This window comes from Microbispora sp. H10670 (assembly GCF_014161385.1).
Lineage (GTDB): Bacteria > Actinomycetota > Actinomycetes > Streptosporangiales > Streptosporangiaceae > Microbispora > Microbispora triticiradicis.
The window spans coordinates 60475-76431 of the sequence record NZ_JABBWW010000021.1; the positions used below are offsets into that span (position 1 = coordinate 60475).

12 protein-coding genes are annotated in these 15957 nt (G+C 72.4%); 5 read left to right on the forward strand and 7 right to left on the reverse strand.

Annotation, left to right across the window (positions count from 1 at the left end; translation table 11 throughout):
• Window positions 1–110 precede the first annotated feature (110 nt).
• The 4 genes from HHX33_RS25780 to pgsA are packed head-to-tail and all read right to left on the reverse strand — an operon-like array spanning window position 111 to window position 3368.
• Window positions 111–659 carry a hypothetical protein gene (locus tag HHX33_RS25780; RefSeq protein WP_182876855.1) on the reverse strand — a complete coding sequence of 183 codons (549 nt, stop codon included), beginning with the start codon at window positions 657–659 and terminating at the stop codon, window positions 111–113.
• Window positions 656–1789: a glycosyltransferase family 4 protein gene (locus HHX33_RS25785; protein ID WP_182876856.1), complete on the reverse strand. Its 1134-nt coding sequence runs from the start codon at window positions 1787–1789 to the stop codon at window positions 656–658. Before HHX33_RS25785 ends, HHX33_RS25780 begins: the two co-directional genes overlap by 4 nt.
• A complete protein-coding gene (locus tag HHX33_RS25790; protein WP_182876857.1) occupies window positions 1786–2766 on the reverse strand; it encodes a phosphatidylinositol mannoside acyltransferase in 981 nt (326 codons plus the stop codon). The genes HHX33_RS25785 and HHX33_RS25790 overlap by 4 nt, the downstream gene beginning before the upstream one ends.
• A complete protein-coding gene (gene pgsA / locus HHX33_RS25795) occupies window positions 2763–3368 on the reverse strand; it encodes a phosphatidylinositol phosphate synthase (protein ID WP_182876858.1) in 606 nt (201 codons plus the stop codon). The genes HHX33_RS25790 and pgsA overlap by 4 nt, the downstream gene beginning before the upstream one ends.
• A gap of 255 nt (window positions 3369–3623) precedes the next feature.
• On the opposite strand from pgsA, the gene HHX33_RS25800 reads away from it, so the two are divergent.
• The 3 genes from HHX33_RS25800 (at window position 3624) to HHX33_RS25810 (ending at window position 10093) form a co-directional block, all read left to right on the forward strand.
• Window positions 3624–5756 carry an elongation factor G-like protein EF-G2 gene (locus HHX33_RS25800; protein ID WP_182876859.1) on the forward strand — a complete coding sequence of 711 codons (2133 nt, stop codon included), beginning with the start codon at window positions 3624–3626 and terminating at the stop codon, window positions 5754–5756.
• 389 nt (window positions 5757–6145) lie between these two features.
• Window positions 6146–7741 carry a glycoside hydrolase family 10 protein gene (locus tag HHX33_RS25805; protein ID WP_182876860.1) on the forward strand — a complete coding sequence of 532 codons (1596 nt, stop codon included), beginning with the start codon at window positions 6146–6148 and terminating at the stop codon, window positions 7739–7741.
• 144 nt (window positions 7742–7885) lie between these two features.
• The gene (locus HHX33_RS25810) at window positions 7886–10093 is read left to right on the forward strand and encodes a hypothetical protein (protein ID WP_182876861.1); all 2208 of its coding nucleotides are present in this window, start codon (window positions 7886–7888) and stop codon (window positions 10091–10093) included.
• Window positions 10094–10114: 21 nt separating this feature from the next.
• Here HHX33_RS25810 and HHX33_RS25815 read toward each other — a convergent pair whose 3' ends face one another.
• Window positions 10115–10666 carry an HIT family protein gene (locus tag HHX33_RS25815; protein WP_111700325.1) on the reverse strand — a complete coding sequence of 184 codons (552 nt, stop codon included), beginning with the start codon at window positions 10664–10666 and terminating at the stop codon, window positions 10115–10117.
• 266 nt (window positions 10667–10932) lie between these two features.
• Complete coding sequence (gene thrS, locus HHX33_RS25820) at window positions 10933–12909, reverse strand: threonine--tRNA ligase (RefSeq protein ID WP_182876862.1); 1977 nt, start codon at window positions 12907–12909, stop codon at window positions 10933–10935.
• 144 nt (window positions 12910–13053) lie between these two features.
• Here thrS and HHX33_RS25825 point away from each other — a divergent pair, with 144 nt between their 5' ends.
• Both HHX33_RS25825 and HHX33_RS25830 read left to right on the forward strand, forming a co-directional pair.
• Window positions 13054–13218 carry a hypothetical protein gene (locus HHX33_RS25825; RefSeq protein WP_182876863.1) on the forward strand — a complete coding sequence of 55 codons (165 nt, stop codon included), beginning with the start codon at window positions 13054–13056 and terminating at the stop codon, window positions 13216–13218.
• An 83-nt stretch (window positions 13219–13301) separates the two neighbouring features.
• Window positions 13302–14663: a cytochrome P450 gene (locus HHX33_RS25830; protein WP_396785679.1), complete on the forward strand. Its 1362-nt coding sequence runs from the start codon at window positions 13302–13304 to the stop codon at window positions 14661–14663.
• Between the two features lie 94 nt (window positions 14664–14757).
• Here HHX33_RS25830 and HHX33_RS25835 read toward each other — a convergent pair whose 3' ends face one another.
• Window positions 14758–15921 (reverse strand): hypothetical protein, encoded by a 1164-nt coding sequence (locus tag HHX33_RS25835; RefSeq protein ID WP_182876865.1) that lies wholly within the window; start codon window positions 15919–15921, stop codon window positions 14758–14760.
• Between the last annotated feature and the right edge of the window lie 36 nt (window positions 15922–15957).

Genomic DNA, 15957 nt, shown 5'->3' on the forward strand with positions numbered 1-15957 from the left:
AGAGCCCCCGTCACCGGGCATGACGCGACCGGCACGCGGACCGTCGCCCAGCATGGCAATGAAACGGCATGAGCTTACCGGGAATACCCCTAATGCCCGTCAAATAGCGACTATGCGGCCATCAGGGCTTCCGGGGGCTCGTCGTCGATGTCGAAGAACCGGGGCGGGTCGGTGTGCCCGGCGAGGTGCAGCGCGCGGGCCAGCCAGCGCCGCTGCGCCGTACGGGTGACCGCGGCGGCGTTGTTGTAGAACCGGCGCGAGTAGACGACCTTGGCGACCGCCGAGTCCAGTTCCTCCAGCAGCGCCTCCCCGGTGGGGTGCTCCGCCAGCCTCTCGCGGAACCGCTCCTGGTCGGCGACCACGCGCAGGGCCCGCGACAGGTCGCTCTCGGCGTGCTCGCGCTCGTCCGGCCCGGCCGTACGGGCCTCGTGGGCGGCCGCGGCGAGCACCAGGGAGGTGGCGGGGTCGAGGATGCGCGAGCCGGCCAGTTCCAGGCAGACCGCCGCGCGGCGCAGCAGCGCGGCGTCGAGGGCGGCCTGCGCGGTCTCCAGCCGGATGTGCAGCCGGTCGAGCCGTCCGGCCCGCCAGGAGACGTAGACGGCGAACAGCACGACGGCCACGAGGGCCACGGCCACCACGATGATCAGGGTCGACGTCACGGCAGCGCGTCCTCCACTACTCCCGCCTCCGCGTGGGCGACGGTCTCGTACACGCGGACGACCTCCCGCGCGACCGTCGACCAGTCGTACTTCCACACCGCCTGGCGGGCCTCGTCGGAGAGCTTGGCCCGCCGCCCGGGGTCGTCCAGCAGCCGGGCGGCCTCCCGGGCGAGGGCGGCGGGGTCTCCGGTGGCGAACAGCGCCCCGGCCTGCCCCTCGCCCAGCACGCGCCGGAAGGCGGGGATGTCGCTGGCGAGGATCGGCGCGCCGGCCGACATGGCCTCGGTGAGCACGATGCCGAAGCTCTCGCCGCCCAGGTTGGGCGCGCAGAAGACGTCGACGGAGTGGTAGGCGCGCACCTTGTCGGCCTCGCTGACCATGCCGAGCAGCCCGACCCGGTCGCGGTACGGCTTGGGCACCCGGCCGAGCACGTCGTCGGCGTCCCCCGGGCCGGCGACCAGCAGCCGCAGCGCGGGCCGCTCGGCGGCGAGCGTGGCGAACGCCTCCAGCAGCACGGGCAGGCCCTTGCGCGGCTCGTCCATCCGCCCGAGGAACCCGATCACGTTGCCATCGGGGCCCCAGCCCGGCAGCGGCTCGCCCTCGGCGTACCTGCGCACGGTCACGCCGTTCGGGATCAGCACCGCGTCGCCGCCGAGGTGCTCGACCAGCGTCTTGCGGGCCGCGTCGGAGACCGCGATCCTGCCCGTGATCTTCTCCAGCGCGCTCTGCAGCATCGGCGCGGCCACGGACATCGCCCGCGAGCGCTCGTAGGAGGCGTGGAACGTCGCCACGATCGGCCCCTTGGCGACCCAGCAGGCGAGCACCCCGAGCGACGGCACGGCGGGCTCGTGCACGTGCAGCACGTCGAACCCGCCCTCCCTGATCCACTTGCGCACCCGGTTCGCCGACAGGAAGCCGAACGCGAGGCGGGCCACCGAGCCGTTGTACGGCACGGGCACGGCGCGGCCGGCCGAGGTCACGTACGCCGGCAGTTCGGCGTCGTCGGCGGCGGGCGCGATGACGGACACCTCGTGCCCGTCCTCGATCAGCGCCTCGGCGAGGTCCCTGATGTGCGCCTGCACGCCCCCGGGAACCTCCCAGGTGTACGGGCAGACGATCCCGACCTTCACGACCCGGCCCCGGCGGGGGGTTCGACGTCGTCGAGCCAGACGCGCTGGAGCATGTGCCAGTCCTCCGGGTGCTCGGCGATCCCCTTCTCGAAGACCGCCGCCAGTGCCTGGGTCATGACCACGACCTTCTCCTGCCGGGTCCCCTCGGCCGGCACCGGGACCTCGTCGTGCACCCGGATGCCCCAGCCGTCCTCCTCGAACCACAGCACGGCCGGCAGCAGCGCGGCGCCGGTCTGGACGGCCAGCAGCGCGGGCCCGGCGACCATCCGGGTGCGCGCGCCGAAGAACTCGACCTCGATCCCGCGTTCGGTCAGGTCGCGCTCGGCGGGCAGGCAGACGGGGCGGCCCTCGCGCAGGCGCTTGGCGAGCGTGCCGAACGCCATGGCGCTGCCGCCGCCCTTCGCGGTGAGCGGCAGCACCTCCATGCCGAGGCTCTCGCGGTAGGCCACGAACCGCTCGAACAGCGACTCGGGCTTCAGCCGCTCGGCCACGGTGGTGAAGGGGTGGCCCATGTGCACCAGCCAGGCCCCGGCGAGGTCGTAGTTGCCCATGTGGGGCAGTGCGACCACCACTCCCCTGCCCCGGGCGAGGTTGTCGAAGATGCCCTCGGCACCGGTGAACCGGGTGCGTTCGAGGATCCGCTCCCGGGTGTAGGCGGTGAAGCGGAACGACTCCATCCAGTACCTGAAGTAGGAGCGCATGCCCGCCCGGCTCAGGTCCCGTACGGCGGGGTCCGCTGAGTCCGCGCCGACGACCCGGGCCAGGTTGGCCTCCAGGCGGCGCACGGACCGGCCGCGCCTGCGCCACAGCCGGTCGGCGATCGTCCGGAAGAACCAGGCGGCCGCCCGCTCCGGCACGTGGCGCACCACGGCCCAGCCGGCGGCGTACGCGGCCGCGACCGCCCGGTCGGCGAGCGGCGTCCCGTGGGGCCGCGGGGGCCGCCGGGGCGGGCCGGGCGGGCCGCCCGTGTCGCTCATCTGTCCACCGCCTGTCTGTAGACGCGCACCATCCGCTGGACGACCGTGACGGCGCTGGCCGCGGCGAGCAGCCAGAGCCCGGCCGCCAGGATGTACGGCACGCCGAGGCCGGAGAGCCCGGCCGCGACGAGCACGACCACCAGGCGCTCCCCCCGCTCGGCGATGCCCACGTTCGCGGTCATGCCGAGCCCTTCGGCCCTGGCCTTCGCGTAGGAGACCAATGCTCCCGCGACCAGGCAGAAGAGCGCGACGGCCGCGAGGACGATCTCGGGCTCGTCCTCGAGGACGAAGTAGAGGATCAGCCCGGAGAAGATCGAGGCGTCACCGAGGCGGTCGAGCGTGGAGTCGAGGAAGGCACCCCACGTGCTCCCCTTGCCCGTCATCCGGGCGAGCACCCCGTCAAGGGCGTCGGCGAGCACGAAGAACGTGATGACGGCTGATCCCGCGAACAGATGTCCGGACGGGTAGAAGACGAGGGCCGAGGCCACCACTCCGAGCGTGCCGACCGTGGTGATCACATCGGGCGAGATCCCGCGGCGGGCGAGGGCCCGTCCCAGGGGGGTCATGACTCGGGTGACGGCGGGGCGCAGGATGTTCAACATCGCCGTCCGATCGTAGGCCATCCAGGGCCGCCGCACCTCGCAAGCACATTCGCCGAAAAGTCTTGTGATATGCGCCACATGGGTAAAGGGTGAAGAGCACGCGCCCGCAGGACCGCACGGAGATGACGCGGAGGTGAACCCCGTCGTGTGGTCGTGAGAGGGCGGGCCCCGGGCGCGGGAAGCGACGGCACGAGCGGCCGGCGCGGGGCGCGTCCGTGCGCCCCCTCTCCGCCGCTCCGAGATTCGGGAGGCGATGTGGCCGAAAGATCAACCGGCGCGACAACAGGGGCCGCGGGCAGGGCACCCGTGGCCGATCGGCCGGACATGGTGCGCAATGTCGTGCTGGTCGGCCATTCCGGAGCCGGGAAGACGACCCTGATCGAGGCGCTGCTCGCGGAGACGGGCACCGTGCAGCGTCCCGGCCGGGTCGAGGACGGCACCACGGTCAGCGACTTCGACGAGGTGGAGGTGCGCCAGCAGCGCTCGGTGAACCTGTCGGTCGCCCCGGTCGTCCACAACGGCATCAAGATCAACTTTCTGGACACCCCGGGGTACGCGGACTTCGTCGGCGACCTGCGGGCCGGGCTGCGTGCCGCGGACGCCGCGCTGTTCGTGGTCTCGGCCGTCGAGGGCGTCGACGGGCTCACCCGGATGATCTGGGACGAGTGCGCGCTCGTCGGCATGCCGCGCGCGGTGGTGATCAGCAAGATCGACCACCAGCGGGCCGCCTTCGACGACGTCCTCGCCACCTGCCAGGACTCGTTCGGCGACGGCGTGGCGCCGCTCTACCTGCCGGTGGACGGCACCGGCCTGCTCGGCCTGCTGTCGCAGCGGCTGTTCGACTACGGCGGCGGCCGCAGGTCGGAGCGGGAGCCGGACCCGGACCAGCTCGCGCTCATCGAGCAGTACCGCGGCGACCTCATCGAGGGGATCATCCAGGAGAGCGAGGACGAGTCCCTCATGGACCGCTACCTCTCCGGGGAGACGATCGACACCAAGGTGCTCATCGACGACCTGGAGAAGGCGGTGGCCCGGGGCAGCTTCTACCCGGTGCTCGCCACCGCGCCCGGCGTCGGCACGCTGGAGCTCCTGGAGATCGTCACACAGGGCTTCCCCTCGCCCCTGGAACACCCGCTGCCGCACATCACCGCGATCGACGGCAAGCCGTGCAAGGAGATCACCGCCGACCCGGACGGCCCGCTGGTGGCGGAGGTCGTCAAAACGACCAGCGACCCGTACGTCGGGCGGATCAGCCTGGTCCGGGTCTTCTCCGGCACGCTGCGGCCCGACATGACGGTGCACGTCTCCGGTCACGGCCTGGCCGACCGGGGTCACGAGGACCACGACGTCGACGAGCGGGTGGGCGCGCTGTCCTCGCCTCTCGGCAAACTGCAGCGGACCGTGGGCAAGTGCGTCGCCGGGGACGTCTGCGCGGTCGCCAAGCTGTCGCGCACCGAGACCGGCGACACGCTCTCCGCCAAGGACGAGCCGCTGCTGGTCGAGGCGTGGACCATGCCCGACCCGCTGCTGCCGGTCGCGATCAGGGCGCGGTCGAAGGCCGACGAGGACAAGCTGAGCCAGGCCCTCGGCCGCCTCGTCGCCGAGGACCCGACACTGCGGCTGGAGAACAACGCCGAGACCCGCCAGCTCGTGCTGTGGTGCATGGGCGAGGCGCACTCCGACGTCCTGCTCGACCGCCTGGCCAAGCGGCACGGCGTGGAGGTCGAGAAGGTCGGCCTGCGCGTGCCGCTGCGGGAGACGTTCGGCGGCCGGGCGCAGGCCATGGGGCGCAACGTCAAGCAGACCGGCGGCCACGGGCAGTACGCCATCTGCCACATCGAGGTCGAGCCGCTGCCGTCGGGCGGCGGGTTCGAGTTCGTCGACAAGATCGTGGGCGGGGTGGTCCCGCGGCAGTTCATCCCGTCGGTCGAGAAGGGCGTGCGCGCGCAGATGGAACGGGGGGTCGTCGCCGGCTACCCGATGGTCGACATCCGCGTCACGCTCTACGACGGCAAGGCCCACTCGGTGGACTCCTCCGACATGGCCTTCCAGATCGCCGGTCAGCTCGCGCTCAAGGAGGCCGCGGCGAAGGTGGCCACGCACCTGCTCGAACCCGTGGACGAGGTCGCGGTGCTGGTGCCCGACGACTACGTCGGCGCCGTGATGTCCGACCTGTCCTCACGCCGGGGCAGGGTGCTCGGCACCGAGCCGGTCGGCACGGGCCGCACGCTGGTGCGCGCCGAGGTCCCGCAGCTGGAGATCACCCGGTACGCCGTCGACCTGCGCTCGCTGTCCCACGGGACGGGCACGTTCACCCGCTCCTTCCTGCGGTACGAGCCGCTGCCCGCGCACCTGGTGGACAAGGTGGCCGCGGCGGGCGAGCAGTAGGCCCGCATCGGACGACGGCTCGGACGACCGTCTGGACGATCGGCTGGACGACCGTCCGGACGACCGTCCGGACGACGATCGGACACGGACGCCCGGCGGCACGCCTCCCGCCGCCGGGCGTACGGATGTCACCAATCCGCCTCACAACCATTCCCCCGCGCCCCGGCGGCCCCTCCTCCGGCCGGATCGGGCCGCGCCGCCGCCGGACGGGCCGTTCGCGCAGGTCATCCGTACCGCCGGGTTTGACCGGACAGCCGCCCGGGGAGCCTCACGACGTGCCCCGCGTCACATCCGCATCACAAGTGCGTTTCGTTTTTTCTGGCTAAACCGCTCTTATGCCGATGTAAGACTGGTCGCCGGACTTACCGGCAAATCGGAGGGGCAGCCACGTGACCGAGCGGAGACAGGTCGTCCGCCCGTTGATCGCCACCACCGTCATCGCCGCCGCCGCCATCGGCGCCGCCTACACGTTCGGCCCCGGGGCCCAGGCCGAGAAGGTCGGCAGCACGGCGAAAGCGAAGGACGGGCGGACCCAGGTGGTGAAGGCGGAGACGCTGACGGCGACGGGCGCCTGCGCGACCAGCGCGAAATATCCCAAGCGCCAGCTCCGCGGTGTCTGGATCGCGACCGTGCACAACGTCGACTGGCCGTCGAAGCCCGGGCTGTCGCCCGACCGGCAGAAGGCCGAGTACCTGAGGATCCTCGACAACGCGGTCAAGCGCCGGCTGAACGCCGTGTTCTTCCAGGTGCGTCCCGCCTCGGACGCGATCTACCGCTCGTCGCTGGAGCCGTGGTCGCAGTGGCTCACCGGCACGGCCGGCCGGGACCCGGGCTGGGATCCGCTGCCGTTCCTCGTGGAGGAGGCCCACAGGCGGGGGCTGCAGTTCCACGCGTGGTTCAACCCCTATCGGGCGGCCGACTCGGCCACCGCGAAGCTGCCCGCCGGGCATCCGGCGCGGCTGCACCCCGACTGGGTCGTCAAGCACGAGGGCAAGCTCTACTACAACCCCGGGCTGCCCCAGGTGCGCGACTGGGTGACCAAGGTCGTGACGGACGTCGTGCAGCGTTACGACGTCGACGGCGTCCACTTCGACGACTACTTCTACCCCTACCCGGGCCGGGGCACGAGGTTCGCCGACCAGGCGGCGTACAAGAAGTACGGCAAGGGCCTGAGCCTCGCCGACTGGCGGCGGCGCAACGTCAACGACCTCGTCGCCCAGGTCTCGGGCGCGGTCCACGCGGCGAGGCCGTACGCCGTCTTCGGGATCAGCCCTTTCGGCATCTGGCGCAACAAGGCCGAGGACCCGGCGGGGTCGGCCACCAAGGGCATGTCGGCCTACGACTCGATCTACGCGGACGCGAAGGCGTGGATCAAGAAGGGCTCGGTCGACTACGTGATGCCCCAGCTCTACTGGCCCCGGGGCTTCGCCGCCGCCGACTACACCGTCCTCGCCAAGTGGTGGGCCGACGCGGTGAGGGGCACCGACGTGGATCTCTACATCGGGCAGGCGCTCTACCGGGTCGGCGCGACCGACACCCCGGCCTGGACCAAGGCCGGCGAGCTGCCCGCGCACCTCACGCTGAACCGCAAGCACCCGGAGATCTCCGGCGACGTCTACTTCAGCGCCGCCCAGCTCGTGCGGAACCCCCTGGGCGTGCTCGACCGGATCGTGAAGGAGCACTACACGCGGCCCGCGCTGCCGCCGGTGCTCAGGACGGGGTCCACCGCCGCGCCGGCCGCCCCGCGCGGGGTGAAGGCCGCCTCGGGGGCGCTGACCTGGCAGGCCCAGCCCGGCGCGCAGGCGTACGCCGTGTACCGGGTGACCGGCGAGGACGCCTCCTGCGCCACGGCCGACGCGCGCAACCTGCTCGCCGTCGTGCCGGCCTCCGCCGCGCCGCAGTACGCCGCAGCGGGCTCGGGCGCCTACTACGTCACCGCGCTCGACCGCCTCGGCAACGAGAGCGCCGCCACCCTGGCGACATGACCCGTACGCCCGGCTCCGGCGGCCCGATCCCGTCCGCCTGATCCGGGCCGCCCGGGACGCACCGAGTCGCTGCGCGGACGTCCACGGGTCCGATAGCGTGGTCGCGGGTTTTTCCAAGATCATGTACGGGCCTGGGGGTCGCCGGTGAGTGGCACGTGGGTGAGGCGCGCGCTCGTCGCCGTCGTGTTCGGTGTGTCGGTCGTGACTCTCGCGCCCACCACGGCCGCGTACGCCGGACTCGCGGCCGGACCGGAGCAGAGGCCCGGCCAGGGCGGGACGGCCGCGGGCGAGAAGGCGGCCGGCGAGCGGATGGTCCTGGTCGGGATCCCAGGGCTGATGTGGAGCGACGTCACCCCGGCGGACACCCCCGCCCTGTGGCGGCTCGCCGGTGAGTCAGCCATCGGCTCCCTGTCCGCCCGGACCGTCCGCAAGGACGGCACCTGCCCCTACGACGGATGGCTCACGGTCTCGGCCGGGGTCCGGTCGGCGGTGGGCGGACGCTGCGGCATGGCGCCCACGCCCGAGGCGAGCGGCGCGGGCGCGGTGGTCCCCGAGTTCTCCTGGCTGTGGGAGGTGCGCGAGCAGCGCGACGCCGGAGCCCTCGGACAGGCCCTGCACACGGCCGGGCGGACCACGATGGCCGTGGGCCCGGGCGCGGCGCTCGCGCTGGCCGACCGCGCCGGGCGCGTGGACGTCTACGCCGCCGGCGCCGGGCAGGTCTCGGACTGGACCCGGGCGGACGTCGTCGCGGTGGAGATCCCCGATCTCATCGCGCCCTACATCTCGGCCGACCGGCTGAGCGAGGTGCCGGAGGCGGTGTCCCCGCAGGCGCGCCGGGCGGCGGCGCGGGCGGCCGACGCGAAGCTCGGCGCGCTCCTGCCGCGCCTGGGACAGGCGACGGTGCTGGTGGCGGGCGTCGGCGACCACGGGCCGGTGCCGCACCTGCGGGTGGCGATGCTGCGCGGCCCGGCCACAACCGGCCCGGACAGCGCGGGTGCGGCCGGGCCGGGACGCACGCTCGGGGCCAGGTCCACCCACCGTGACGACATGATCATCCTGCCGGACCTCACCGCCACGATCCTCGCCCGGGCCGGAGTGGCCGCTCCCCCGAACGTCGTCGGCGTCCCGGTCGACACGCACGGGACCGGCGGCGGCAGTCTCGCGGAGGCCGTCGCGGCCCTGCGGACCGCCGACGTGGCCGGGCAGACGATCAGGAACACCACCGGCGTCTTCTTCACCACCCTCGCCGTGCTCCAGGTGCTGTTCTACCTGACCGCGTTCCTGTTGCTGCGCCGCCGCGACCGGCTGCCGGCCGTACGGTCCGCGGCCGTGGCGCTGGCGGCGATCCCCGCCTCGACCTATCTGGTCAACCTCCTCCCGTGGGCCCGTACGGCGCAGCCGGTGCTCACGCTCTTCGCCTCGATCACGGCCATCGCGGCGGCGCTGACCCTGGTGGCCCTCGCCGGGCCGTGGCGGCGCGCCGTGCTCGGGCCGCTGACCGTGATCGCGGCGGTGACCGCGGCCGTGCTGCTCGGCGACCTGCTGACCGGCACGCCCCTGCAGCTCAACAGCCTGATGGGCTACACGGGAGTGGTCGGCGCCCGCTACTACGGCCTGGGGAACATCCCCTTCGCGTTGCTGGCCACGGCCGTGCTGCTCGTGACCACTGCCGTCGCGGACCGGCTCGTGCGGTCGGGCCGCAAGTCCGTCGCGGTGGCCCTGATCGCCGTGCTCGGGGCCTTCGCGATGCTGCTCGACGGCTGGCCCGGCGTGGGCAGCGACTTCGGCGGCGTGATCGCCTTCGTCCCCGGCATCGCGGTCACCGCGATGATCGTCGCGGGCAGGCGGGTGTCGGTGGTCAAGCTGGGCGCGTTCTGCGCGGCGGGCGGCGTGCTGGTGATGACGATCGCCTACCTCGACTACCTGCGTCCCCCGGCCAGCCAGACGCATCTCGGGCGGTTCGCCGGTCAGGTCGCCGACGGCACGTTCCTGCCGGTGATCTCCCGCAAGCTCGGGGCGATGCTCGCCACGTTGCTCAGCCCCAACCTGATGCCGGTGGTGATCGCCGCCTTCGCGTTCCTCGTCTTCGCGCTGCTGCGGCCCGGCACGGCCAGCGCCGGGGTGCTGCCGGTCGCGTTCGAGCGGGCGCCCACGCTCAAGGCGGGCCTGCTCGGCGCGCTCGTGAGCGGGGTGGTCGGCATGCTCGTCAACGACTCCGGTGCCGCCGTGCTGTCCATGGCCCTGGCCCTCGCCGTGCCACTGGTGCTCAGCGCGGGGATCCGCGCCCTGCAGTACGGCGAGCCCGCCCCGGCCGCCACCGCGCCGATCCCCCCGGCGGGTCTGGCGGGCTGAGCCCCGGTGGCCGGGGCGCGGTCAGGAGTCGGCGGGCCAGGCGCCGGCGAGCAGGTCGCGGGTGTCGCGCAGCAGCTGCGGCAGCACCCTGGTGTGCCCGACCACCGGCATGAAGTTGGTGTCGCCGCCCCACCGGGGCACGACGTGCTGGTGGAGGTGGGCGGCGATGCCCGCGCCCGCCACGCCGCCGAGGTTCATGCCGACGTTGAAGCCCTGCGCCCCGCTCGCCTTGCGCAGCGCCTGCGTGGCGCGCTTGGTGAACTCGGCGAGCTCGGCGGTCTCGGGCCCGTCGAGGTCGGCGTAGTCGGACACGTGCCGGTACGGGCAGACCATCAGGTGCCCGGAGTTGTACGGGTAGAGGTTGAGCACGGCGAACACGGCCGATCCCCGGGCCACGATCAGCCCGTCCTCGTCGGAGAGCTTGGGGATCTCGCAGAACGGGCAGCCGTCGTCCGCGCCGGAGCCCGTGGGCTTGTTCTCGCCCTTGATGTAGGCCATCCGGTGCGGAGTCCACAGGCGCTGGAAGTTGTCCGGAACCCCGGCGCCGGCCTGCTCGATCGGCTCTGAATCCACGGTCGTCGCTTCCCTCCGGTCCGTCCCCTGCGCCCCAGGCCACCGCCGCTGCCGCTGCCTGCCCGTACGACGACCGGCGGCACTGTGCATCCTTAGCACTGTGCAGCAGCATATGACCCGGCGGATCTCCCCCGGCCCGCCGGGTTCACCGTACCGGAGCGCCGTCGGGCGCAGCGGGCGTCCCCACGGAGGGGACGCCCGGGTTCGCCGTACGACGTTCCGTCCAGGTGACGGAGCCGGGGCCGGACGGGCCGGGCCCGCAGGCGTCAGACCTGGACGCGGCGGCGGACCGCCTCGACGATCTCCTCGATCGCCTGGTCGACCGGCACGCCGTTCTTCTGCTCGCCGCTCCGGTAGCGGAAGGAGACCGCGCCGGCCGCGATGTCGTCGTCGCCCGCGAGGAGCATGTACGGCACCTTGGCCTTCTGCGCGTTGCGGATCTTCTTCTGCATGCGGTCGTCGCTCTCGTCGACCTCGATCCGGATGCCCTGCTCGCGCAGCCTCTTGGCGACGTCCTGGAGGTACGGCGCGTGGGCGTCGGCGATCGGGATGCCGACGACCTGCACCGGCGCGAGCCACGCGGGGAAGGCTCCCGCGTAGTGCTCGACCAGCACGCCGAAGAACCGCTCGATCGACCCGAACAGCGCCCGGTGGATCATGACCGGCCGCTTCCGGGTGCCGTCGGCGGCCTGGTATTCCAGGCCGAAGAGCTCGGGCAGGTTGAAGTCGAGCTGGATGGTCGACATCTGCCACGACCGGCCGATGGCGTCCCGGGCCTGCACGGAGATCTTCGGGCCGTAGAAGGCGGCGCCGGCCGGGTCGAGGACCAGCTCCAGCTTCTCGGACTCGGCCACCTCCCGCAGTGTCTCGGTGGCCTGCTCCCACGTCTCGTCGTCGCCGACGGACTTCTCCGGGTTCTTGGTGGACAGCTCCAGGTAGAAGTCCTCCAGGCCGTAGTCGCGCAGCAGGTCGAGCACGAACCGCAGCAGCGACTTCAGCTCGTCGCGCATCTGCTCCTGGGTGCAGTAGATGTGCGCGTCGTCCTGGGTCAGGCCGCGTACGCGGGTCAGGCCGTGCACCACGCCCGACTTCTCGTACCGGTAGACCGTGCCGAACTCGAACAGCCGCAGCGGCAGCTCACGGTAGGACCGCCCGCGCGCCCGGAAGATCAGGTTGTGCATCGGGCAGTTCATCGGCTTGAGGTAGTAACGCGCCCCCTCCAGCTCCATGGGAGGGAACATGCCGTCGGCGTACCAGTCGAGGTGCCCGGAGATCTTGTACAGGTTGTCCTTGGTGATGTGCGGGGTGTTGACGAAGGAGTATCCCGCCTCCTCGTGCCGGCGGCGCGAGTAGTCCTCCATCACCCGGCGGATCACCCCGCCCTTGGGGTGGAAGACCGGCAGCCCCGAGCCCAGCTCGTCGGGGAACGAGAACAGGTCGAGCTCGGCGCCGAGCTTGCGGTGGTCGCGCTTCTCGGCCTCCTCCAGCAGGCGCAGGTACTCGTCCTGCTTCTCGCGGGTCTCCCAGGCGGTGCCGTAGATGCGCTGGAGCTGCGGGTTCTTCTCGCTGCCCCGCCAGTAGGCGCCGCCGGACCGCATGAGCTTGAACGCCGGGATGACCCGGGTGCTGGGCAGGTGCGGCCCGCGGCACAGGTCCTTCCAGCACAGCTCGCCCGACTTGGGGTCGAGGTTGTCGTAGATGGTCAGCTGCCCGCCGCCCACCTCGACGTCCGCGCCGTCGGCCGACTCGGCGGCGCCGCCCTTGAGCCCGATCAGCTCCAGCTTGTACGGCTCGCCGGCCAGCTCCTCGCGGGCCTCGTCGTCGCCGACCGGGCGCCGGCGGAAGGTCTGCCCCTGCTTGACGATCTCGCGCATGCGCTTCTCGACGCGCTTGAGGTCGTCGGGGGTGAACGGCTCGCGGACGTCGAAGTCGTAGTAGAAGCCGTTCTCCACCGGCGGGCCGATGCCCAGCTTCGCCTCGGGGAAGATCTCCTGCACGGCCTGGGCCATGACGTGCGCGGTGGAGTGACGCAGGATCGCCCGCCCGTCCGGGCTGTCGATCGCGACCGGCTCGACGAGGTCGCCCTCGGCCACCTCGGCCGCGAGGTCGCGGAGCTCTCCGTTGATCCGGGCGGCGATCACCGACCGCCCGTCGGCACCGAGCGCCTCCCCGGCCGTCGTGCCCGCCGCCACCACGCGCTCGGCTCCGGCGAGGGTGATGCGTATCTCAAGGGCGGCGGACACGGTAGCTCCTTAGGACAGTGTCGATGTAGCGCGCACGCGGAGAGGCGGCGGCTCCGATGCCTCCGATGCTACCGGTGCCGTCATCCCGATTTCTCGTGCCGGCTCCGGGCGCCGGGGGTGGGCGGGTCGCTCCCGGTACCGAGGGTGCGGCGGGTCGCTTCCGGCGCCGGGGCGGCCGGTGGGCGGCGGCTGGTCCCGTACGCGGCCACGGGCCGGGACCTGCTCGCCATGCACCTGTCACCGTGCCGCCAGTTCCCGGCCAGGCCCGGCGGTGATTACGTGGAGTCGCCGGACTACAGCGATCAGTGACCTCGGTGCGGCTGGAGGATCATGCGCTCCCCACTTCGACGCGCCCCGGGAGTCGGCCTCGACCACGACGGCCGCGGCACCCCATGACACTCCCCGAGGGCAGGAAAGCGCCGGAACGTGCCGGCCGGCCGCCCAGGGCACCGGGTGGCCGGCCACTGCTCGGACACATGAAACCCCTGCTCACCGACCCGCTGGGCCTGCTGGCGGCACTGCCACGCCACGGCGAGGTCGTGGAGCTGCGATTCGGCCGCACGCCGACCTATGTGGTGTGCTCGCCGGAGGCGGCCCAGCGCGTGCTGAGGAACTCCGACCACGCCTTCGACAAAGGCGGGGTGTTCTACGAGAACATGCGGTCGATCGTCGGTGACGGCATGGCCACCTGCCCCCTGGCCCGGCACAAACGACTCCGCCGGCTCGCACAGCCCGCCTTCCACACCGGCCGGATGACCGGCTACGCCCATACCATCCACGCCCAGGTTCAGGCTGTCACCGCGACCTGGCGCCACGGACAGATCCTGGACGTACTGCCGGAGATGCGGTCGCTGGCCACCCGCTCCACCCTCGCGACCATGTTCTGCCGCCGCGATCTCGGCCCCGAAGTCGCCGGGCTGCGGCAGGCCGTCACCGACTTCGTCGACCACCAGACCATCCTGCGGATGATCGCCCCCGGCCTCAACCGCCTGCCCACCGGCCGCAATCGCCGCTATCGCGAGAGCGAGGCCAGGCTGCTGCGCTTCCTGGACGAGGAGATCGCCGCCTACCGCCGGGACGGCGCGGACCACGGCGACCTGATGTCCATGTTCACCACCGCCCTCGACAGCGACCGGCTCAGCGACAAGGAAGTGCGCGACACGGCCATGACCGTGCTCCTCGGCGGGATCACCGCGACCGCCGTCGGCCACGCCTGGGCCCTGCACCAGCTCTCCCAGGACTCCGCGCTGGACGCCGAAGTGGCCCACGAAGCGCAGGCCGTCGCCCGGCTCGACCAGGGGCACACCGCCGCCGACGTGATGGCCCGGCTACCCCTCACCCGAGGCGTCGTCGCCGAGGTCCTGCGAATGCGCTCTCCCAGCTGGATCTTCCCGCGGGTGGCCGTCACCGACACCACCATCGGCTCCCGGCGCATCCCGGCCGGCGCGCAGGTGCTGCTGAGCCCGTACGTGCTGCACCACCGGCCCGACCTGTTCCCCTCCCCGGAGGCCTTCGATCCGTACAGGTGGGACGGACGTGACCCGCATCAGGTCAAGGGCTGGCTGCCCTTCGGGGCAGGAGAGTCGAAATGCATCGGCTACGAACTCGCCTTCATGGACCTGACGTTGTCCCTCGCCGGCATCATCCGGTCCTGGCGCCTGCGACCCTGCCCCGGCTCCGTACGCCCACGGCCACGACTGCACCTGGAGCCGCACGCCCTCACCCTGCGACTGACCGAACGAACACCGCGCTGACCTGCCGTTGAGGAGTCGGCGGTGAGTGAGCCCGGATCACATGGCGAGCGGGTATCCCCGGGTGTCGAGGTCGAGCGCGAGCAGCTCGCGGCGGTCATGGCCGGCGAAGGTCACCTGTGGCCAGTCGGCGAAGCGGCTGCGGGTGGCGGAGGGGACGCAGTGCCCGGGGAGGACGATCCGTTCCAGATGCACCAGCTCCCGCCGCTGCCGCAGCAGTGCGGGGAAGTCGAACCGGTGGGCGTCGTTGACCTTCCACAGGTCGAGGGTGACCAGCCTCGCGACGACCGGAGAGGTGCCCAGGCTCGTGGGATCCACGTCTGTCTCCCACAGGGCGAGGTTGGCGGAGGGCGGGCAGGGAGAGGCCGGCCAGCATGTCCAGCAGGGAGGGCGTGCGCTCGTCGATGCCGTACGCCACGAGCGTGTGCAGCCGGTGCGCCCCGTCCCGGAGCAGCCGCGCCACCTGCCACACGGGGCACTCCAGTGCGCGCAGGCCGGGGTATCGCCCCGCGACCGGCGCTTCGGCGAGGTCGTCGCGCTGGCTCGGCAGGCACAGGTGGCTGAGCCGGTCACCGGCGGAGTAGGAGCTCAGGACCGGGTCGAGCCGGGCGGTGCCGCCCCAGGTGCGGATCCGGAGCGAGCGCAGCCGGCTCATGTGTTCGCCGGCGAGCAGGCTCCGGAGCCGGTGCCGTCCCATGAGATCGATCCGCCAGGGCTCGCGCCGGGGGTCGAAGCCCAGCCGGCCCGGTGTCATGCCCTTGGCGGTGGCCAGCCCGTCGACGAGTGAGACCACATCGTGCCCGTCGACGTACGCGTGGATCGCGGGTCCGTCCGGGATCAGGAGGAGGTGGTCGTCCAGCAGTCCGTAGAAGGACACCGGGGAGTCGATCGCCTCGATCGCCGCCCGCTCGGCGTCCCGTGCCGCCTGATCGTCCTCCCACAGCCGCAGCGCCTGTGCCCTGATGAGCTCGCCCCGGGCGCCGCCGACCTTCGCGGCGAACGCGAACGCGTATCCGGCGTCGTCCGCCGGTGTGCCGAGGACGCTGCGCGCGGCCTCCTGCGTTCGGGGGGAGTATCCGCCGGCGACGTATCGGTCCACGGCCAGCTCGAAGTGCACGGCGGCGACGTCCTCGTCCACGTCGTCGATCAGCACCTCGGCCCTGTTTCCGTGACGCTCGCTGACCCGGGAACCGCGCCGTCGCAACTCCACGCGCGTGCCGCGCGGACCGGCCAGCCACGTGGTCACATCGGGAGGCGTCACGATGAGGATTGTCGCCGATCGCAGAAACGGCCTTTT

Coding starts and splice junctions, on each gene's coding strand:
- HHX33_RS25790 (WP_182876857.1), bottom strand. CDS start 2,766: ATGAGCGACACGGGCGGCCCGCCCGGCCCGCCCCGGCGGCCCCCGCGG.
- pgsA (WP_182876858.1), bottom strand. CDS start 3,368: ATGTTGAACATCCTGCGCCCCGCCGTCACCCGAGTCATGACCCCCCTG.
- HHX33_RS25830 (WP_396785679.1), top strand. CDS start 13,302: ATGACACTCCCCGAGGGCAGGAAAGCGCCGGAACGTGCCGGCCGGCCG.